This window comes from Aeromicrobium sp. HA (assembly GCF_027171405.1).
GTDB classification, from domain to species: domain Bacteria; phylum Actinomycetota; class Actinomycetes; order Propionibacteriales; family Nocardioidaceae; genus Aeromicrobium; species Aeromicrobium tamlense.
Genome location: NZ_CP114372.1, coordinates 1,482,708 through 1,502,687, shown reverse-complemented (window position 1 = coordinate 1,502,687; position 19,980 = coordinate 1,482,708). Strand labels below are relative to the sequence as shown.

Genomic DNA, 19,980 nt, shown 5'->3' with positions numbered 1-19,980 from the left:
CGCCCTCCGGCCCGGCGGGGTCAGCGCTGCTCGCGCGGCTTCGCCGGCCGGATCAGGCCCTCCTGGGCCACGGTGGCCACGAGGGTGCCGTCCTGCGTGAACACGCGGGCGGTGCTCAGTCCGCGTGCACCCGACGCCGACGGGGACGTCTGGTCGTACAGCAGCCACTCGTCGACGCGGAACGGGCGGTGGAACCACACGACGTGGTCGAGCGAGGCCGGCTGGACCTTCGGCGAGCTGATCACCAGGCCGTGCGGCACGAGCGACGCGCCCAGCAGGCTGAAGTCGCTGTAGTACGTGAACGCGGCACGGTGCAGCTCGGGATCGTCGGGCAGCCGGTCGCTGGCCTTGAACCACATCCGCTGCACGACGGGGACGTACGGGCGCGTGGGATCGTCCTCCGGGCGCGGATCGCCGACGTAGCGCATGTCGAAGCCGCCCCACTCCTGCTTCCACTGCTCGGCGCCGTCGGGGCTGATGTACTTCACCAGGTCGAACATCGACGTGGCGTCCTCCGGACCCGGCGTGGGCGGCAGGACGTCCTGGTGGTCCCAGCCCTCCTCGTCGCGCTGGAACGACGCGGTCATGTAGAAGATGACCTCGCCGTGCTGGCGCGCCGAGACCCGGCGCGTCGCGAAGGAGCGACCGTCGCGGACGCTCTCGACGTCGTAGATGATCGGGATGCTCGGATCGCCGCCCAGGATGAAGTAGGCGTGCAGCGAGTGCAGGTGCTTGCCGTCGGTGACGGTGTGCTGGGCCGCGCTCACGGCCTGCCCGGCCACCTGGCCGCCGAAGACGCGCTGCAGGCGCGACTTGCGGGGCTGTCCACCGCGGAAGAGGTTCACCTCGAGCTGTTCGATCTGGAGCAGTTCGACGAGTTCGTTCACGGAGGCAGGCACGATCGCGATCCTATCGAAGATCGGCTCCGCCACCGGGGCGCCGGCGGCCCCCGGTGGCGGTAACCGTGGTCACAGGACGGGTCTGAGGGTCAGCCCTGGTCGTCCTTGCGCTGCCTGGCCAAGAACTGTTCCAGCTGGCTGGCGAGCTCGTCGCCCGTGGGGAGGCTGGCGTCGTCGGCGAGCAGCGACTCGGCCGCGCCGCGGCTGAAGATGTCGTACTGCTCCTCGAGGCCGTGCAGCACCTGCTCACCGTCCTGCTCGGCGATCTGCTGCTCGATCTCGGTGATCGACTCGGGCTGGCGGGCGCGCAGCTCCTCGAGGTCGAGGTCGAGCCCCAGCCGCAGGCCGACCGCCTCGAGCAGCGCGAGCGCCGCCGTGGGGTACTCGACCTGGGCGAGGTAGTGCGGCACGTGCACGACGTAACCGATCGCGTCGAGGCCGTGCTCGCGCATGCGGTACTCCAGCAGCGACTGCGCGGACGACGGCACCGAGACCTCGGCGTTCCAGAAGTTCTTCCGGTCGACCAGCTCAGGGCGCGTGCCGTGCATCGTCAGCAGCGGCGGCCGCGTGTGGGGCACGCCCATCGGCACTCCCCCGAGGCCCACCGTCAACGGGACGCCCAGCTCGGAGATGACGTCGATCGTCTCGGCCGCGAAGGCCTCCCAGCCGAAGTCCGGCTCGGGGCCGGCCAGCAGCAGGTAGGGCGTGCCGACGCGATCGCGGTGGCGGGTGATCTGCAGGACCGGCTCGACGTAGTCCACGTAGTGGTCGCGCCGGAACGTGATCGGGGGTCGCCGCGCGCGGTAGTCCAGCATCGAGTCGAGATCGAACTCGTGGACCACCTCGGCGTCGGCGGTGCGCAGGTGCTCCGCCGCGAGGACGGAGGAGGATCCCGCGCTGAGGAAGCCGTCGAGGGCGACGATCAGCGGGATCGGGTCGCGCTCGTACTCATCGGAACGTCGTCGTGAAAACCACTTCCGCGTCAACGTCGGTCACCCTCGGAGAATTCCCGGAGCCGGCCGAGCGCGTCCTCGGCGATCGACTCGGCGGTCAGGCCCAGGCGCTTCAGGATGACGTCGCGCTTGGCGTGGTCGAGGAACTCCTGCTCGACGGCGTGGATGCGCACCGGGACGTCGAGGCCACGATCGCTCACGGCGTGCAGGATCGTGGAGCCCACACCGCCCTGGCGGCCGTTGTCCTCGATCGTGACGACGAGGCGGTGCTCGGCCGCGAGGTCGAGGACGGCCGGGTCGAGCGGCTTGATCCAGCGTGGGTCGACGGCCGTGGCGGGCACGCCCTCGGCCTCGAGGCGCTGGGCGACGTCGACGGCCGTGGCGGCCATCGTGCCCACGCCGACGACGAGGACCTCGGAGCCCTCGCTGCGGTGCAGGACGTCGACCGTGCCGACGCGGTCGATCGCCTCGAGGTCCGGAGCGACCGGGCCCTTGGCGAAGCGGACCACGCTGGGGGCGTCGTCGATCGTGACGGCCTCGCGCAGCAGCTCGCGCAGGCGGCTGCCGTCCCGCGGGGCGGCCAGGTGCAGGCCGGGGACCAGCTGGAGCAGCGAGAGGTCCCACATGCCGTTGTGGCTGGCGCCGTCGTCGCCGGTGACGCCGGCGCGGTCGAGCACGAAGGTGACGCCCAGGCGGTGCAGGGCGACGTCCATGAGGACCTGGTCGAAGGCGCGGTTGAGGAAGGTGGCGTAGACCGCGACGACGGGGTGCAGGCCGCCCATCGCCATCCCGGCCGCGCTCGTGACGGCGTGCTGCTCGGCGATGCCGACGTCGAGCACGCGGTCGGGGAACTTGTCGGCGAACGCGTCCAGGCCGGTGGGGTACAGCATCGCGGCGGTGATGCCCACGACGTCGGGGCGGTCGTCGGCGATGCGCACGATCTCGTCGCGGAAGACCGAGGTCCAGCCCGCCGGGGCGATGCTGATGGCCTCGCCCGTGGAGCGGTCGAACGGGTGCGCCTGGTGCATCTGGTCGTTCTCGTTGGCCACGGCGATGTCGTAGCCCTGGCCCTTCGTGGTGATCGCGTGGACCAGCACGGGGCCGCCGAAGTTGCGGGCCGCAGTGAGCGCCTGCTCCATCGCGCGGCGGTCGTGGCCGTCGACCGGACCGAGGTACTTGATGCCGAGGTCCTCGAACATGCCTTGGGGCGCGAGCGCGTCCTTGAAGCCCTTCTTGATCGCGTGCAGCGCCTCGTAGGCGACCTCGGCGACCTTCGGACCGGTGGTCATCCGCTCGCGGATCGCGCTCAACGCGGGCTCGTAGCGCGGGTTCGTGCGGATCTGCGTGAGCCGGTTGGCCAGGCCGCCGACCGTGGGCGTGTAGGAGCGGCCGTTGTCGTTGACGACGATGACCACCCGGCGACAGTTGTCGGCGCAGATGTTGTTGATGGCCTCCCACGCCATGCCGCCGGTGAGGGCGCCGTCGCCGATCACGGCGACGACGTGGTCGTCCTTGCCCTGCACCGCGTTGGCGCGGGCCAGGCCGTCGGCGTAGGACAGCGACGTGGAGGCGTGCGAGTTCTCGACCCAGTCGTGGGGCGACTCGGCGTGGCTGGGGTAGCCCGAGAGGCCGCCCTCCTTGCGCAGGTCGCCGAACTGGTCGGCGCGGCCCGTGAGCATCTTGTGCACGTACGCCTGGTGGCCCGTGTCCCACACGATCTTGTCGTTCGGGGAGTCGAAGACGCGGTGCAGCGCGATCGTCAGCTCGACGACGCCGAGGTTGGGACCGAGGTGTCCGCCGTTGGCCGCGACCGACTCGATCAGCAGCTCGCGGACCTCCGCGGCGAGCCGCGTCAGCGACTCGTCGTCCAGGCGCCGCAGATCGGCGGGACCGGACACGGAGCTGAGCACTGAAGCCATTGCTCCATCGTAACGACGACCGACCAGCGCGGCCCCGCGACCAGCCGTGCCGCGTCGCTCAGCCGAGATCGTGGAAGCGGCCCCGGGCGTGGGCGGCCCCGGTGGCGGCCTCGACGGCCACCGTCCGCACCGTGCCGGTGACCCGCAGCGACCAGCCGAGCTCGGAGATCTCGTCGACGGTGAACCCGCACCACGACCGGTCGTCGAGGCGCGGACCCCAGTCCGAGTCGACCCAGGTGCCCACCGTGAACATGCCGCCCGGAGCCGGCGCCAGGCCGGCGAAGACCTCGGCGAGGAAGGCGTCCCCCGCCTGCAGGACGCTGGCCGCGGCGCGGGCGCCCACCTCGAGCGACTCCCCCAGCTCGGAGTCCGGGTCGACGAACACCTCGATGCGCGGAGGATCGCCGTCGACGAGCAGCAGCGACGACACCGTGAGACCGGCGCGGCCGCGACCGGTGCCCGTCGCCACCACCGTGACCGGGAACGGCAGCCGTCCCCGCAGGCGCCGGAAGGCGTCCTTGTCGCGGTCGGCGGGCACGAACGGGTGCTCGGAGTGGATCGTCACTCCCCCATCCCATCACGGCGGGACGCAGAACCGCCCGCCACCGAGACGGTGACGGGCGGTTCCGGGAGCGTTCGCTCAGTCGAGCAGCGAGCGCAGCACGCTCAGTCGAGCAGCGAGCGCAGCACGTAAGGCATGATGCCGCCGTTGCGGTAGTAGTTCGCCTCACCGGGGGTGTCGATGCGGACGACGGCGTCGAACTCGATGTCGTCGGCCTTGACCTTCACCGTGCGCGGCGTGGTGCCGTCGTTGAGCTCGGTGATGCCGGTGACCGTGAAGGTCTCCTCACCGGTCAGGCCCAGCGAGTCGGCGTTCTCGCCCTCGGGGAACTGCAGCGGCAGGACGCCCATGCCGATGAGGTTCGAGCGGTGGATCCGCTCGTACGACTCGGCGATGACGACCTTGACGCCCAGCAGCGCGGTGCCCTTGGCGGCCCAGTCGCGCGACGAGCCCGAGCCGTACTCCTTGCCCGCCAGGACGACCAGCGGGACGCCGGCGGCCTGGTAGTTCTGCGAGGCGTCGAACACCGACGTGACCTCGCCGTCGGCGGTGAAGTCGCGCGTGAAGCCGCCCTCGGTGCCGGGCGCGATCTGGTTGCGCAGGCGGATGTTCGCGAACGTGCCGCGGATCATGACCTCGTGGTTGCCACGGCGCGAGCCGAGCGAGTTGAAGTCACGGGGCTGCACGCCCTTGTCCATCAGGTACTTGCCCGCCGGGCTGTCCTTCTTGATGGCACCGGCCGGGCTGATGTGGTCGGTGGTGACCGAGTCGCCCAGCTTGAGCAGCACGCGCGCGCCGTCGACGTCGGTGACCGGGTCGGGCTCCAGGCCCATGCCGTCGAAGTACGGGGCCTTGCGGACGTAGGTGGAGTCCTCGTCCCACGCGAACGTGTCGCCCTCGGGCGTCGGCAGGTTCTGCCAGCGCTCGTCACCGGCGAAGACGTCGGCGTACTCGCGGCTGAAGGTGTCGGCGTCGATCGCGCTGGCGATCACGTCCTCGACCTCCGACGGCGACGGCCAGATGTCCTTCATGAAGACGTCGTTGCCGTCCTCGTCCTGACCGAGCGGGTCGTTGAACAGGTCGACGTCCATCGAGCCGGCGAGCGCGTACGCGATGACCAGCGGCGGGGACGCGAGGTAGTTCATCTTGATGTCGGGGTTGATGCGGCCCTCGAAGTTGCGGTTGCCCGAGAGCACCGCGGTGACCGCCAGGTCGCCCTCGTTGACGGCGGCGCTCACCTCGGGGATCAGCGGACCGGAGTTGCCGATGCACGTGGTGCAGCCGTAGCCGACGAGGTTGAAGCCGAGCTTGTCGAGGTAGACGTTGAGGCCCGACTTCTCGTAGTAGTCGGTGACGACCTTCGAGCCGGGCGCCAGCGTGGTCTTGACCCACGGCTTGCGCTGCAGGCCCTTCTCGACGGCCTTCTTGGCCAGCAGGCCCGCGCCGATCATGACCGACGGGTTCGACGTGTTGGTGCACGACGTGATGGCCGCGATGGTGACGGCACCGTGGTCGACCTCGAACGTGGTGCCGTCCTCGAGGGTCACGGTCTGCGGGTTGCGGACGCGCTCGCCCGGCGCGCCGGTGGCGTGCTCGTGCGGGCCCTCGCCGCCGTTGGCGTACGTGGACGTCTTCGGGGTGTCGGACGCCGGGAAGGAGTCCTCGACGGCCTCGTCGTAGCCGTTGAGCTGCTGCTCGCTGTGGTCGACGTAGTCGCGCAGCGACGCACGGAACGCGGTCTTGCTGTCGGTCAGCTCGATGCGGTCCTGCGGACGCTTCGGGCCGGCGATCGACGGGACGACCTCGGACAGGTCGAGCTCGAGGTACTCGGAGTAGCGCGGCTCGTGGTCGGCGTCGTGCCACAGGCCCTGGGCCTTGGCGTAGGCCTCGACCAGGGCGATCTCCTCAGCCGTGCGGCCCGTGAGCTCGAGGTACTTCGTGGTCTCCTCGTCGATCGGGAAGACCGCGATGGTGGAGCCGTACTCGGGGCTCATGTTGCCGATCGTGGCGCGGTTGGCCAGCGGCACGGCGCTGACGCCCGAGCCGTAGAACTCGACGAACTTGCCGACGACGCCGTGGTCGCGCAGCATCTCGGTGATCGTCAGCACGAGGTCGGTCGCGGTGGCGCCCTGGGGCAGCTCGCCCGAGAGCTTGAAGCCGACGACGCGCGGGATCAGCATGCTGATCGGCTGGCCGAGCATCGCGGCCTCGGCCTCGATGCCACCCACGCCCCAGCCGACGACGCCCAGGCCGTTGACCATCGTGGTGTGCGAGTCGGTGCCGACGCAGGAGTCGGGGTAGGCCACGACGCCGCCGTCGGCGTCGCGGGTGAACACGACGCGGGCGAGCTTCTCGATGTTGACCTGGTGGACGATGCCGGTGCCCGGCGGGACCACGCGGAAGTCGCTGAAGGCGCCCTGGCCCCAGCGGAGGAACTTGTAGCGCTCGCCGTTGCGCTCGTACTCGATCTCGACGTTGCGCTCGAACGCCTCGGGCGTGCCGAAGACGTCGGCGATCACGGAGTGGTCGATGACCATCTCGGCGGGCGCGAGCGGGTTGATCTTGGCGGGGTCGCCGCCGAGGTCGGCCATGGCCTCGCGCATCGTGGCGAGGTCGACGACGCACGGGACGCCGGTGAAGTCCTGCATGATCACGCGGGCGGGCGTGAACTGGATCTCCTTGCTCGGGTCCGCCTTCGGGTCCCAGGAGGCCAGCGCCTTGATGTCGTCGGCGGTGATGTCCGCGCCGTCCTCGGTGCGCAGGAGCGCCTCGAGCAGGATCTTGAGGCTGAACGGCAGGGAGGCGACGTCGAGTCCCTCGCCCTGGACCGCATCGAGCCGGTAGTAGTCGAAAGACGCGTCCCCGACCGACAGGGAGTCCTTGGCCTTGAATGTGTCGACGCTCATGGGCTTCTCCTTCGCTGGTGTTCCCATCCTGCCCCCGCGACAGCGCCCGCGGGCGATCAGGATGACCTAAGTCCCAGATATCTTGATGTCAAGATAAACGGTATCAAATGATGTCCCGGCGCGCCGTGCTCAGGTGACCCTCACCTCAGCGCGCCGAGGCGCGCGACGAGGGCGCGACCCTCCGCGACGCGCTTCTCCCAGGTCGTACCCACGAGCAGCAGCACCAGTCCCGCGGCGGCGATCAGGATCCACCGCGGCAGGCCGAGCGCGCTCGGCCCGACGTTCGCCAGCACGAGCAGCAGCAGCACCGCTGCACCCGCGATCACCGGGGCGCCCCAGCGCAGCACGACGCCCGCGCCCAGGACGGCGGCGGCGACGAGGGCCAGCAGTGCGGCCCTCAGGCTCGTCGGCTCGTCGAGCGCCTGCGGCAGCGATGGCAGCAGCGCGAGCACGAGACCCGGCGTGAGGGCGGTCCACGTGCGGCTCTCGGGATCCGTGCGCAGGCGCCACCAGCCGGCTGCGAGGACCGCGACGGCGAACGGCGCCGTGTAGGCCTCGATCGTGTCGACCTCGCTGGCCGCGAGCCGCGCCACCCAGGCGCCGCCGGTGAGGCCGAGGGCGACCCAGCGCAGGTACGTGCGGTCGTCGTCGAGCAGCCCCACGATCGCGGTCCCGACCGCGCCGATCGTCAGCAGCAGCGCGACCCGTGCGAGGTCGTCGCCGTCGCGGACCACGCACACGAGCAGGGTCGCCGCGACGACGACCTCCACGGCGGTGCGGTGCCACGGCAGCTCGTCGAGCGCCAGCGTGAGCAGCAGCAGGCCCGCGGCGACGCCGAACACCACGACGCCCCAGGCCTCGGGGGCGACGTCGGCGAGGTCGGCCACCTGGGCCACGGTCGCCACGATCGCGAACGCCGCCAGTCCTGCCGCCCCCGCGGAGACGAGGCGACGGGGCCCCGGCGGGTCCTCGTCGAGGCCGACCGCCCCGCATGCCAGGGCGCCCACCGCGGCCAGGCCCCAGGCCCACGCGGTCGACGGACCGCCGAGCGGCACCACCACCATCGCGAGAGCGACGACCGCGACCGGGACGATCGACAGCTCCCAGCGAGCGGTGCGCAGGACCACGGCGAGCACGACGCCCACCACCACGAGCGTGATCGCGTGGACGAGGAATGGCAGGGACGAGGCCGCGACAGCCGTGACGACGGCGGCGCCCGCCGCGATCTCGGCGACCGGGACGCGCCACTCGTCCGGCAGGAGCCGCGGGGCCGGCCAGCGGGCGGTGGCGAGCCACGCGACGATCAACGGCAGCGCCACCGCGAGGACCCACCAGCCCTCCGTGATGGTCATGTCGGCCGGGCGGATCCACAGATCGCGCGGCGAGGAGAACCAGCCGGCCCGGTCGGTGCGCTCCAGGGTGGCCGTGCTCGCCGCGCCGCACCAGAGAAGCACGCCCGCGCCGGCGACGACCGCGCCCCACCGCACGCCGAGCGACCAGAAGTCGGGCCGGGTGACGAGCGCGGCGAGCACAGCGACGGCCACGGCGACCGCCACGAGCCCCGCGGCGGTCGTGTCGAGGTCGGCGCTCCACGCCCAGCCGTCGAACGCGACGCCCACCAGGAACAGGACGGCGACGACCGCGAAGGCGATCAGCCAGGCGCGCAGCGGCGGGACCAGGCGCGCTCCGGCGACGGCCACTGCCGCGAGCACGAGAGCCGGCAATGCGTCACTCGGCGTGAGGACACGGGAGCCGCCGAGGGCGGAGTCGATCGCGAGCACGACGAGCACTGCCGTGAGCAGGAGCGCGAGCAGGGCGCTGGGCCACAGCATCCAGCGCAGGCGCGTGCGATGGGCGACCGCGACGACCGCCAGCGGCAGCACCAGGGCGGCGGCCGCCGCCCAGAACCAGTGGTCGCCCTCCCCCAGATCTCCGAGCCTGATCATCACGGCGGGCGCGCTGACGAAGGGCGCGAACCCGCCCGCGAGCTGCGGGGTGATCAGGTCACGGTCCAGCCGGGGCCGAGCCCACCGCACGATGGCGACGCCGGCGCCCACGAGCACGGCGGTCCAGATCACCGAGACGAGGGCGAAGTCCGACCAGGACAGGCCGAAGAGGCCCTCGGCGACCGCGGCCAGGAAGTCGACCGTGACGAGGCCGAGGAACACGGTCCAGAGCGCCTCGGCCGTGCCGACGAGACCCCGTCGCGTGGCCCACGAGGCCGTCGCGCCGACGAGCGCGGTGACGGCGAGCAGGATCAGCGCGCGGCCGAGGATGCCGAGCGAGCCCCACGCCACGGTGGCGAAGATGATCGCCGCGACGATGAGGCACACGGCGCCCAGGCCGAGCAGGAGCGAGCCGGTCGACCACGTGCGGACCGGGGGCACGACTGCGGCGGGCATCGAGGAGGTGGGGGTCGCGGCGGGCGTGGCGGCGACGGGCGCGGTCACCTCGGCCGCCGTGGCTCCCTGGCGCGCGCGTCCCTGCGCGACGAGCCGGTCGGCCTCGAGGAACAGGCCCCACAGCCGCTGCGCCTCGGGCGAGCCGAGGACGAAGCCGCAGCGCGGGCAGGTGTCGACGCCGCCGATCGGGCCTCGGCAGGCGGGACAGGCGTGGGGATCGGCGTACGTCACGGGGGTGACTCAACCGGACGGGTCAGGCCCGCGCAAGCACCGCGACGCACTCGACGTGGTGCGTCATCGGGAACAGCGCGAAGCCGCGCAGCGACTCCAGGCGGTAGCCGAGCGAGGCGAAGGTGGCGAGGTCGCGCGCGAGGGCGGCGGGGTCGCAGGCCACGTAGACGATGCGGCGAGGCTCCAGCGCGGCGATGGCGGGGACGGCCTCCTTCGCTCCGGTGCGCGGCGGGTCCAGCACGACGACGTCGGCACGCGCACCGAGCAGTCCGCGACGCAGCGCGCGCTCGACGGGGGCGTGCACGATCGACGCGTTCGGGAGGTCGGCGAGATTGCCCCGCGCGTCGGCCGAGGCGCGGCGGTTACCCTCGACGCTCACCAGCTCGCCCGGCGCACACGCCTCGGCGAGGAACGCCGAGAACAGCCCGGCGCCCGCGTAGAGGTCGAGCACCCGGTCGTCGGGACGGACGTCGGCGCCGGCGAGCACGGCCTCCACGAGGGTGGTGGCCGCGGCGGGATGGACCTGCCAGAAGCCGGATCCGCTCACCGAGAAGCGTCGGCCGCGCACCTCCTCGACGAGCGTGCCCGTGCCGGCGCGCACGGTGCCGTCGGAGGCGACGACGCCGTCGACCTGCGCCTCGAGGTCGTCCTCGATCGAGGCGTCGGTGACCAGCAGGCGCTGCCCGGTGGAGGACGCGATGGTCTCCACGCGCGGCTCGTCCCACAGCTGGCGGCTGACGTCGGGGATGTCGGGGTGCGCGATGGGGCACGACTCGACGGGGATCACGTCGTGGCTGCGGTGACGGCGCAGGCCGGCCATGCCGTTCTCGGCGACCGACCACACCACGCGCGTGCGCCAGTCCAGCAGCGGGCCGACCGCCTCGACGCGACCGTCCCAGTCGAGCCCGGCGAGCCGCTGCAGCTGCTCGCGGACGACGTCGGTCAGCAGCGTCAGCTGACCCTCCTCGGAGACGTGCTGGAAGTCGCAGCCGCCGCACAGCCCCGGACCCGCGAGCGGGCACGGCGGGGTGACGCGGTCGGGCGAGGGCTCGAGCACCTGCACCGCGTCGGCGCGCAGGAACCGCTTGGAGCGCTCGGTGACGCGGATCTCGACGACCTCGCCGGGCAGCGCATGGCGGACGAACACCACCTGCCCGTCGAGGCGCGCGACGCAGTGGCCCCCGTGCGCGACCGGTCCGACCGTGACCACGGCGTCGCTCATCGACGCTCCTCCCGGCGGATGCCCCGTCGCACGTCTCCGGCGGTGGGGTGCGAGTCGCCCGTGGCCACGCGCTTCGCCGAGGCCAGCTGGAACGGCACGCTGACGACGAGGACGCCCGGCACGAACAGGAGGCGGGCCTTGAGGCGCAGCGCGGTCTGGTTGTGGAGCGCCTGCTCCCACCAGCGACCGACGACGTACTCGGGGATGTAGACGGTGATCAGGTCGCGCGGGTTCTGCGTTCGGCGGTTCTTGACGTAGCGCATGACCGGCCGCACGACCTCGCGGTAGGGCGAGTCGAGCACGCGAAGCGGGATCGGGACGCGCAGCTCGTCCCACCGGCGGGTCAGCTCGGCGGTCTCGTCGGGGTCGAGGTCGACGACGACGGCCTCGAGCGAGCTCGCGCCGGCCAGCCGGGCGTAGGCGATCGCGCGCATCGCCGGCTTGTGCAGCTTGCTGATCAGGACCACGCCGTGGACCCGCGCCGGCAGGGCGACGTCGGCGTCGTCGACGGCCAGCTCGGCGGCGACCCGGTCGTAGTGGGCGGCGATCGACCGCATCACCACGAACACCGCGATCATCGCCAGGATCGCGATCCACGCGCCGGCGAGGAACTTCGTCACGAGGACGATCACGAGCACCGTCGCGGTCATCGCCAGGCCGAAGGCGTTGACGCCGCGTGAGCGCTGCATGCGACGCCGCTCGGCGGGATCGGTCTCGGTGAGCAGGTGCCGGGTCCAGTGCCGGATCATGCCCAGCTGGCTCAGCGTGAAGGAGACGAACACGCCCACGATGTAGAGCTGGATGAGCTTCGTGACCTCGGCGTCGAACGCGACGATCAGCACGGCGGCCGCGGCGGCGAGCAGCAGGATGCCGTTGCTGAACGCGAGGCGGTCGCCGCGGGTGTGCAGCTGGCGGGGCAGGAAGCCGTCGCGGGCCAGGATCGAGCCGAGCACCGGGAAGCCGTTGAAGGCCGTGTTCGCGGCCAGCACCAGGATGACGCCGGTGCACGCGATGACGAAGTAGAACAGCGGCGGCACGTCGTGGAAGAGCGCCCCGGCCAGCTGGCCGATCACGGTCTCCTGGGTGTACCCCTCCCCCACGGGCTCGCCGTTGAGCAGCAGCTGGTGCGCCGGGTCCTCGACGTAGCGCAGGTTCATCAGGTCGGCCAGCACGATGATGCTCATCAGCATCGCGATCGAGATCGTGCCGAGCAGCAGCAGCGTGGTGGCCGCGTTGCGGCTCTTGGGCTTGCGGAAGGCCGGCACGCCGTTGCTGATCGCCTCGACGCCGGTCAGCGCGGCGCAGCCCGACGAGAAGGCGCGCGCCAGCAGGTAGGCCATCGCGATGCCGCTGACCGCCCCGGTGAACGGCTCCTCGGCGGCGATGTCGTACTGCGCGCTCTCCACCTCGGGCAGGGTGCCCATCGCGAACTCGACGTAGCCCCAACCGGCCATGAGCGCGATCGCGATCATGAACAGGTACGTCGGCACGGCGAACGCCCGGCCCGACTCCTTGGTGCCGCGCAGGTTCATCGCCGTCAGCAGTGCGACGAGCCCGACCGCGGCGGTGGCCTCGTGGCCCTTGAGGAACGGCAGGGCGGCGGCGGCGTTCTGCACGCCCGAGGAGATCGACACCGCGACGGTCAGCACGTAGTCGACCATCAGCGCGCTCGCGACCGTGAGGCCCGCGTTGCGGCCGAGGTTCACCGTGGCGACCTCGTAGTCGCCGCCTCCGCTGGGGTAGGCGCGCACGTTCTGGCGGTACGACGCCACGACCGTGAGCATCACGACGACGACGGCCAGGCCGATCTGCCAGTTGAAGGCGTAGGCCGTGAGCCCGCCCATCGACAGGGTCAGGAAGATCTCGTCCGGCGCATAGGCCACGGACGAGAGCGCGTCACTCGCGAAGACGGGCAGCGCGACGCGCTTCGGCAACAGGGTCTCCCCCATTTGCGAGGTGCGCAGCTTCCGTCCGATGAGGGCGCGCTTCAGCGCACCGGTCATTCCCACGCGGTCGATGCTAGACCCGTTCGGGCCGGTGTACCGTCGCCGGTGTGCACATCGTGATCATGGGGTGCGGACGCGTGGGTGCGTCGCTCGCCCGGAGCCTGGAGTCGCGGGGGCACTCGACCTCCGTCATCGACTCCAATCCCGACGCGTTCCGGCGCCTCGGACCCTCGTTCGCCGGCGACACCGTCACCGGCATGGGCTTCGACCGCGGGGTCCTCGTGGCTGCCGGCATCGAGCGCGCCGACGCCTTCGCAGCGGTCTCCAGCGGCGACAACTCCAACATCATCGCCGCGCGCGTGGCCCGTGAGGTCTTCCGCGTCGGCAACGTCGTGGCGCGCATCTACGACCCGCGCCGCGCCGAGGTCTACGAGCGGCTCGGCATCCCCACCGTCGCGACCGTCCCCTGGGCGGCCGACCAGATGCTCAGGCGCCTGCTCCCGGCCGGGTCCGAGCCCGCGTGGCGCGACCCGTCGGGGCGCCTGCAGCTCGACAACGCCTACGCGCCGTTCGCGTGGGTGGGTCGCACCGTCGCCTCCCTCGAGGCCCACACCGGCGCGCGCGTCGCCTACATCACGCGCCTGGGCACCGGGCAGCAGGTCACGGGCGACACCGTGATCCAGGAGGGCGACTACCTCAGCATGTTCCTCGTGTCGGACGAGGCGGACACCGCGCTCGCCGCGCTCGAGGCCGGACCGAAGGAGACGGACTGATGCGCGTCGCGATCGCCGGAGCCGGGGCCGTCGGCCGCTCCGTCGCCCAGGAGCTCCTCGACCACGGTCACAGCGTCCTGCTGATCGACAAGTCCCCCACCTCGATCCGCAGCGATCTCGTGCCCGACGCGCAGTGGCTGCTGGCCGATGCCTGCGAGATGTCCACGCTCGAGGAGGCGCAGCTGCAGACGTGCGACGTCGCCATCGCCGCCACCGGCGACGACAAGGCGAACCTCGTGATGTCGCTGCTGGCCAAGACCGAGTTCACGGTGCCGCGCACCGTCGCGCGCGTGAACAATCCCAGCAACGAGTGGCTGTACGGGGAGTCCTGGGGCGTCGACGTCGCGGTGTCGACGCCGCGCATCATGGCCGCCCTCGTCGAGGAGGCCGTGGCGGTGGGCGACCTCGTCCGCCTGTTCACGTTCCGCCAGAGCGACACGAACCTCGTCGAGCTGACCGTGCCGGCCGACTCGGCCTACGTGGGCCGCCGGCTGGGAGACATCACCTGGCCCGCCGGCGTGCACCCCGTGGTCATCCTGCGTCAGCAGCAGTCGCTGCTGCCCGAGGCCGACCGCACGGTCGAGGCCGGCGACGAGCTGCTGTTCGTCACCCCGTCCGCCGCGGAGGGCGAGCTGTCGGCCCTGCTGGCCAACCACCGGGGCTGAGAGCGCCTACGGGGCCGGGGTCTCGTCCTCGATCTCGGTGACGGGCGTGCTGTTGCGACTGAGCAGCCACACCATCGCGGCGAGCGTGGCGATCTGCAGCGGCCAGCCCATGATCACCTTCGAGGTGCCGAGCCAGCCGATCTGGTCGGACAGGTAGAGCGGGTACTGCACCAGCACGCGCAGCACGCACGGCAGCGCGAACAGCAGCGTGAGGCGGTTGCAGAGCCTGCGCATGCCGGGATCGCGGCGCCAGCCGGAGAGGTCGCCCACGAGGGCGCCGATCATCACGCCGATCGCCGGCCAGCCGATCACGACCGTGGCGACGAGCACCACGGCGTAGCCGGCGTTGTAGATGATGCCCGGCAGGAAGACGTCGCGCGCCTCCCCCGACCGCGACGCGAACAGCGCCGCGATGCCGATGCCGACCATGGCGTTGATGACGAACTGCGGGTTGGAGCGCTGCACCACGCGCACGATCAGCAGCACGGCGGTCAGCGCCGACGCCACGATGAGGCTCATCCTGAGCTCGCGCGTCGTCAGGTAGCAGAGCGTGAAGGTGATCGTCGGCACGGCCGCCTCGACGATCCCGCGGACGCCTCCGAACGCCTCCGCGAGGCGCTGGCGGACCACCTGCTCGACGGTGGCGACGTTCGCCTCGCGGGGCTCGGACATCTCAGGAGTCCAATCGGTAGGCGGGGTTGTACATGACCCGCTCGGAGCCGCGGTGGCCGATGCGGCCCGTGGCGGTCAGCGAGCGGCCGGCGGCGATGCCCTCGATGCGACGGCGTCCCAGCCAGATCAGCGTGATCGTGCCGGTGCCGTCGTACAGCGAGGCCTCGAGCGCCGTCACGTCGCCGACGGGGCGCAGCGTGACGTCGTGCAGCACGCCGTGGATGTCGACGCGCTCGCGCTCGGGGGCGTCCTTGATCGCGGCGCAGCCCGCGGCGGTGGCGCGGCCGCGCAGCTCGGAGTCCTCCTGGCTCTCGACCGAGAACCGGTCGAGCCACTTCGACACGACACCGGGCACGGGACCTACTCCTCCTCGACGCGCTGGGCGTCGGCGGGGATCACCAGCGGCAGCGACTCGCGCAGCATCCGCGGCTCCTCGCCGCGGCGCACGCGCAGGTCGCGCAGCACCTCGACGAACACGCCCTCGTCGGTGGACTCCAGGCCCGCAGCGCCCAGGATCGTGGCACGCACGACCCAGCGGGGGCCCTCGATGCCGATGAACCGAGCGGGCTGCACGCCCGCGGTGCCGTCGGCGGTGGTGGCGGGGAACTGGGCCAGGATCTCGGGGCCGAACGGGCCGTCGATCTCGGTGATCGTGCCGCCGCGCTTGTCGACCTCCTCGCGCAGGTCGGCGCGGACGCCGTCCCACGTGCCGCCGCTGCGGGCCCCGGCGAACGGGCGCAGCTCGACGGCCGAGCCGCCGGAGGTGACCAGGACGGCCGTGACGACGTCGTCCTCGGTGGGCAGCTGGACCTCGATGTCCGGACGCATCCGGATCAGCAGCGAGCCCAGGTCGACGTACTCGTCGGGCGACTCGATGGGGCGCTCGGTGACGTCGAAGGGTCCGTCGGCGCGCGGCCCGGCGACCTCGACGGGCTCAGCGGCAGCAGCGGCCGGGGACTCGGTCGCGCCGGCGTTCTTGCGACCAAACATCAGTGACTTCCTTCCGTCGATGCCCCGATCGAGGCGTGACCACCCGAGGAACCGTACCCGCCCTCGCCACGTACGGAGTCCTCCAGTCCGTCGACCTCGACGAAGCGCACGTGCTCGACGCGCTGGACCACGAGCTGGGCGATGCGGTCGCCCCGCGCGATGTGGACGGGCTCGCGCAGGTCGTGGTTGACCAGCAGCACCTTGATCTCCCCACGGTAACCTGCGTCGATCGTTCCCGGCGTGTTCACGACCGACAGACCGTGCCGCAGCGCCAGGCCCGACCGCGGATGGATGAAGCCGGCGAAGCCCTCGGGCAGCGCGAGGGCGATGCCGGTGGGGACCAGGGCGCGCTCCCCCGGCTCGAGGACGACGTCGACCGTGGAGACCAGGTCGGCGCCGGCGTCGGCGGGATGGGCGTACGCGGGAAGGGGGACGTCGGCGTCGAGTCGCCGGATCTGCACCTCGGTCACGTGGCGACGATACTGGCGCGAGACCCCTGCGGGCACGTCGGCCGCGGTCGGGCGGGTTGGCTCGGGTGAGGCACAGTGGACCCGTGCAGAACACCCCCGAGCGTCACCGCGAGCGCCTCGTCGCCCCCGGCCTGTGGTGGGGCGGTGTCGTCGTCGCCTCCGTAAGCGTCGGCTGGCTGCTCCTCGTGGCCACCAGCCCGTTCGTCGCCGCCGGAGTGGGCCTGCTGACCCTCCTGATCGTCGGGGCCGGCCTGTGGAGGTACGGGTCGCTGCTGGTGACGGCCGAGCCGGGCCGGCTGCGCGCGGGCGACGCCCACCTCGAGGCGCCCGACCTCGGCACCGTCGAGGCCCTCGACCCCGCGTCCTGGCGGGCCGCCCTGGACCGCGCCGGCACCGATCGCGCCTTCCTCCTGACCCGCCCGTGGATCGACCGCGGCGTGCGCGTGGAGGTGGCCGATCCGGCCGATCCCACGCCCTACTGGCTCGTGTCGACGCGCCGTCCCGACGCGCTGAGTCGCGCCGTGGGCCAGACTGGTGCTCCCACCGACACCGGTGACCCCACGGACGAAAGGACCATCGATGGCCAGGAAGCGCGCGACGAAGGCGACGCCTGACGCCGGGACCACCTCGAAGGCCGAGGCCAAGGTCTCGAAGGGACGCGGCCGCGGCGCCTGGCGGGCGCTCGACACCGGCTCCGGCCTGCTCGCGGCCACGCTCGCCCCGTACGTGTCCAACCTGGCCTGGCGCGCGGTCACCGGCCGTCAGCCCCCGCGCAACACGCGCAGCCCCGAGCTCAGCACGAAGGAGGCCGTGGCGTGGGCCGCGATCGGTGGCGCCACCGTGCAGATCGTGCGCACCGTGGCCCGGCGCGGCGCGGCCAGCTACTGGCTCAAGTCCACCGGCGGCCTGCCGCCGGGCATGAAGTCGACGAAGGACGCCAAGCGCTGACGCGTCGCCCCTGACACACGAAGACGTCCGGCCCGCCGCGTGAGCGGCGACGCCGGACGTCGTGCGTTCGTCGGGGCGCGGACCTCAGTCGGCGCAGTCCTTGCAGATCGCCATGCCGTTCTTCTCGGTGGCCAGCTGGCTGCGGTGGTGCACCAGGAAGCAGGACATGCAGGTGAACTCGTCGGACTGCTTGGGGACGACCTTGACCGCGAGCTCCTCGTGCGACAGGTCGGCGCCGGGGAGCTCGAACGACTCTGCCGCCTCGACCTCGTCCTCGTCGACCTTGCCCGAGTTCTTCTCGTGGCGACGCGCCTTCAGCTCCTCGATGCTGTCCTCGGACTGCTCCTCGTCGGTCTTGCGGGGCGCGTCGTAATCGGTTGCCATCAACTCTCCATGCTGGTTCTCGTGGAACTCTGGTCGTGTTCTTGTGGAACGCGCAGATTCAACCACATGGGTCCAACTCGCGCGCACCCGGAAGACACAAGCCGCCCGGTGGCGCCGATATTCCCACCGCAGCCGCCGTTCCGCCAGTCGTGGAGGGCGCCGATGCGGCTCAGAAGCCGCAGCGTCGGACGAGCGCGAGGAACTCCTCGATCCCGCCCGCGGGAGCCGCGACCACGAGGCGGTCGGACGGCGGACCGTCCAGGCCCGTCACGACGAGTCCGGCCTCGCGCGCGATCAGTCCCGCCGCGGCGTGGTCCCACCGCTGGAGGCCCTGCTCGACGAAGGCGTCCAGGCGCCCCTCCGCGAGGTCCGTGAGGTCGAGCGCGGCCGCGCCGATCCGGCGGACATCGCGCACGTGGGGCAGCATCGCGCCGACCGCCTTCGCCTGGTGCTCACGCACCTCGGGCACGTAGTTGAAGCCGGTGGCCACGAGCATCTCGGCCGGCGGCAGGACGGGCGGGCCCGTCAGGCGTCGCGGCGCGGCCTCGTCGACCCGCCAGGCGCCCTCCCCCGCCACCGCCTCGTAGGACTCGCCCGTGGCGATGTTGACGACGACGCCCACGTGGTCGATGCCACCGACCCTGGCGCCGATCGCCACCGCGTACCGCGGGATGCCGTAGACGAAGTTGACCGTGCCGTCGATCGGGTCGACGACCCACTCGACGTCCGAGGTCCCGGGCACGTCCTGGCCCTCCTCGCCGACGAAGGCGTCGTGGGGACGGGCGGCGAGGATGCGCTCGCGGATGAGCTCCTCACTTGAGCGGTCGATCAGCGTGACGAGGTCGGTGGGGCTGGACTTCGTCCCCGCCACGCCCACCCGGCCGGCGGGACGCTGCGCGGCGACGTGCTCGGCCGCCTCGGCCGCGACCCGGCGCGCGAGGTCGAGCAGCTCGGTCACGCCAGCACCGGGCGCATCGACCGCGGGTTGACGCAGCAGTCGCCCGGGCAGGTGTCGGCCTTCGGCCCGAACTCGCCGAGTGCCGGACGCTCCGGCGACTCGCCGCGCTCGGCCGCGGCACGCTCGAGCAGGAGCTCGCGCACCATCGCCGCGTAGCGCGGGTCGGCGTTGGGACTGGCGGCGCGCGCGAAGCGCAGGCCGAGGCGCTCGGCCGTCGCCTTGGCCTCGGTGTCGAGGTCGTACACGACCTCCATGTGGTCGGCGACGAAGCCGATCGGCACCAGCACGACGGAGGTGACGCCCTGCTCGGCCAGCTCCTCGAGGTGGTCGTTGACGTCCGGCTCGAGCCACGGCTGGCTCGGCGGGCCCGAGCGCGAGCAGTAGGTCAGCGACCAGGTCGGCAGGTCGAGCGCCTCGGCGACGAGGCCGGCCACCGAGAGGTGCTGACGCTCGTACAGGCCGCAGCCGGGGCCGCCGCTCGCCTCGTTCATCTGGTCGGGCACCGAGTGGGTGACGAACACGACGCGCGCGTCCGGACCGACCTCGGCCAGCGCCGCGCGCGTGTACTCGGTGAACAGCTCGACGAAGACCGGGTGGTTGAAGTGGTGACGCAGCCGGTCGACCCGGATCGGGCGGTCGTGCGACACCTCGAAGAGGTTCTCGCGGTACTGGCGGCAGCTCGAGTACGACGAGTAGGCGCTGGTCATGAAGCACGCGACGCGCTCGACGCCGTCGGCCTCCATCTGGTCGAACGCATCGGCCAGGTACGGGTCCCAGTTGCGGTTGCCCCAGTAGACCGGCAGGTCGAGTCCCTGCTCGGCGAAGTCGGCCCGCAGCGCGGCCAGCAGGTCGCGGTTGATGTCGTTGATGGGCGACTTGCCGCCGAAGCCGAAGTAGTGCTCCCCGACCTCGACCAGACGCTCCTTCGGGATGCCCCGGCCGCGCGTCACGTTCTCGAGGAACGGGACCACGTCCTCGGGCTTCTCGGGGCCTCCGAAGGAGACGAGCAGGAGGGCGTCGTAGGGGCGTGCGTCCATGCCGCCAGTCTTCCACGGGGCCCCTTCGGGCACGCTTCGGGCG

Annotated in this window: 19 protein-coding genes; 4 read left to right on the top strand and 15 right to left on the bottom strand. The window is 72.0% G+C overall.

Translation table 11 applies throughout. The features are described from left to right. Positions 1-20: 20 nt before the first annotated feature. From O3S82_RS07335 to O3S82_RS07300, 8 genes are all read right to left on the bottom strand, one after another. On the bottom strand, positions 21-899 hold the full coding sequence (locus tag O3S82_RS07335; protein ID WP_179424828.1) for an acyl-CoA thioesterase: 879 nt from the start codon (positions 897-899) through the stop codon (positions 21-23). Positions 900-988: 89 nt separating this feature from the next. Continuing rightward, positions 989-1,885: a proteasome assembly chaperone family protein gene (locus O3S82_RS07330; protein WP_269306668.1), complete on the bottom strand. Its 897-nt coding sequence runs from the start codon at positions 1,883-1,885 to the stop codon at positions 989-991. After that, positions 1,882-3,771, bottom strand: a complete 1,890-nt coding sequence (gene dxs / locus O3S82_RS07325; RefSeq protein ID WP_179424832.1) for a 1-deoxy-D-xylulose-5-phosphate synthase — start codon at positions 3,769-3,771, stop codon at positions 1,882-1,884. Before dxs ends, O3S82_RS07330 begins: the two co-directional genes overlap by 4 nt. 58 nt (positions 3,772-3,829) lie before the next feature. After that, positions 3,830-4,336 (bottom strand): flavin reductase, encoded by a 507-nt coding sequence (locus tag O3S82_RS07320; RefSeq protein ID WP_269306665.1) that lies wholly within the window; start codon positions 4,334-4,336, stop codon positions 3,830-3,832. Between the two features lie 101 nt (positions 4,337-4,437). Beyond that, positions 4,438-7,239 carry an aconitate hydratase AcnA gene (gene acnA / locus O3S82_RS07315; RefSeq protein ID WP_269306663.1) on the bottom strand — a complete coding sequence of 934 codons (2,802 nt, stop codon included), beginning with the start codon at positions 7,237-7,239 and terminating at the stop codon, positions 4,438-4,440. A 140-nt stretch (positions 7,240-7,379) separates the two neighbouring features. Next, positions 7,380-9,872, bottom strand: a complete 2,493-nt coding sequence (locus tag O3S82_RS07310) for an SCO7613 C-terminal domain-containing membrane protein (protein ID WP_269306661.1) — start codon at positions 9,870-9,872, stop codon at positions 7,380-7,382. A gap of 22 nt (positions 9,873-9,894) precedes the next feature. Beyond that, positions 9,895-11,094 carry a class I SAM-dependent RNA methyltransferase gene (locus O3S82_RS07305; protein ID WP_269306659.1) on the bottom strand — a complete coding sequence of 400 codons (1,200 nt, stop codon included), beginning with the start codon at positions 11,092-11,094 and terminating at the stop codon, positions 9,895-9,897. Continuing rightward, positions 11,091-13,097: an APC family permease gene (locus O3S82_RS07300; RefSeq protein ID WP_179428146.1), complete on the bottom strand. Its 2,007-nt coding sequence runs from the start codon at positions 13,095-13,097 to the stop codon at positions 11,091-11,093. Before O3S82_RS07300 ends, O3S82_RS07305 begins: the two co-directional genes overlap by 4 nt. Positions 13,098-13,162: 65 nt before the next feature. Between O3S82_RS07300 and O3S82_RS07295 the strand changes: the two genes are divergently transcribed. Then, the gene (locus tag O3S82_RS07295; RefSeq protein ID WP_218846626.1) at positions 13,163-13,813 is read left to right on the top strand and encodes a potassium channel family protein; all 651 of its coding nucleotides are present in this window, start codon (positions 13,163-13,165) and stop codon (positions 13,811-13,813) included. After that, positions 13,813-14,478 carry a potassium channel family protein gene (locus tag O3S82_RS07290; RefSeq protein WP_179424844.1) on the top strand — a complete coding sequence of 222 codons (666 nt, stop codon included), beginning with the start codon at positions 13,813-13,815 and terminating at the stop codon, positions 14,476-14,478. Before O3S82_RS07295 ends, O3S82_RS07290 begins: the two co-directional genes overlap by 1 nt. A gap of 6 nt (positions 14,479-14,484) precedes the next feature. Here the strand turns inward: O3S82_RS07290 and O3S82_RS07285 are convergent, their stop codons facing one another. From O3S82_RS07285 to dut, 4 genes are read right to left on the bottom strand one after another with little or no spacing between them, the layout of a single operon-like run. Then, positions 14,485-15,150, bottom strand: coding sequence for a DUF3159 domain-containing protein (locus O3S82_RS07285; protein WP_269306656.1), 666 nt, complete (start codon positions 15,148-15,150; stop codon positions 14,485-14,487). A 1-nt stretch (position 15,151) separates the two neighbouring features. Further along, a complete protein-coding gene (locus O3S82_RS07280) occupies positions 15,152-15,505 on the bottom strand; it encodes an OB-fold nucleic acid binding domain-containing protein (protein WP_179424848.1) in 354 nt (117 codons plus the stop codon). A 5-nt stretch (positions 15,506-15,510) separates the two neighbouring features. Then, on the bottom strand, positions 15,511-16,140 hold the full coding sequence (locus O3S82_RS07275; RefSeq protein ID WP_179424850.1) for a DUF3710 domain-containing protein: 630 nt from the start codon (positions 16,138-16,140) through the stop codon (positions 15,511-15,513). Then, positions 16,140-16,610 (bottom strand): dUTP diphosphatase, encoded by a 471-nt coding sequence (gene dut / locus O3S82_RS07270; RefSeq protein ID WP_269306655.1) that lies wholly within the window; start codon positions 16,608-16,610, stop codon positions 16,140-16,142. The genes O3S82_RS07275 and dut overlap by 1 nt, the downstream gene beginning before the upstream one ends. 83 nt (positions 16,611-16,693) lie before the next feature. Between dut and O3S82_RS07265 the strand changes: the two genes are divergently transcribed. Beyond that, positions 16,694-17,224, top strand: coding sequence for a DUF3093 domain-containing protein (locus O3S82_RS07265; RefSeq protein ID WP_269306654.1), 531 nt, complete (start codon positions 16,694-16,696; stop codon positions 17,222-17,224). Further along, the gene (locus O3S82_RS07260; RefSeq protein WP_179424857.1) at positions 17,190-17,558 is read left to right on the top strand and encodes a DUF4235 domain-containing protein; all 369 of its coding nucleotides are present in this window, start codon (positions 17,190-17,192) and stop codon (positions 17,556-17,558) included. The genes O3S82_RS07265 and O3S82_RS07260 overlap by 35 nt, the downstream gene beginning before the upstream one ends. Before the next feature lie 84 nt (positions 17,559-17,642). Here O3S82_RS07260 and O3S82_RS07255 read toward each other — a convergent pair whose 3' ends face one another. From O3S82_RS07255 to O3S82_RS07245, 3 genes are all read right to left on the bottom strand, one after another. Continuing rightward, positions 17,643-17,942 carry a DUF4193 domain-containing protein gene (locus tag O3S82_RS07255; RefSeq protein WP_078698323.1) on the bottom strand — a complete coding sequence of 100 codons (300 nt, stop codon included), beginning with the start codon at positions 17,940-17,942 and terminating at the stop codon, positions 17,643-17,645. Between the two features lie 169 nt (positions 17,943-18,111). Next, entirely contained in the window at positions 18,112-18,900 is a 789-nt protein-coding gene (locus tag O3S82_RS07250; RefSeq protein ID WP_269306651.1) for an inositol monophosphatase family protein, read from the bottom strand. Further along, positions 18,897-19,937: a ferrochelatase gene (locus O3S82_RS07245; RefSeq protein ID WP_269306649.1), complete on the bottom strand. Its 1,041-nt coding sequence runs from the start codon at positions 19,935-19,937 to the stop codon at positions 18,897-18,899. The genes O3S82_RS07250 and O3S82_RS07245 overlap by 4 nt, the downstream gene beginning before the upstream one ends. Between the last annotated feature and the right edge of the window lie 43 nt (positions 19,938-19,980).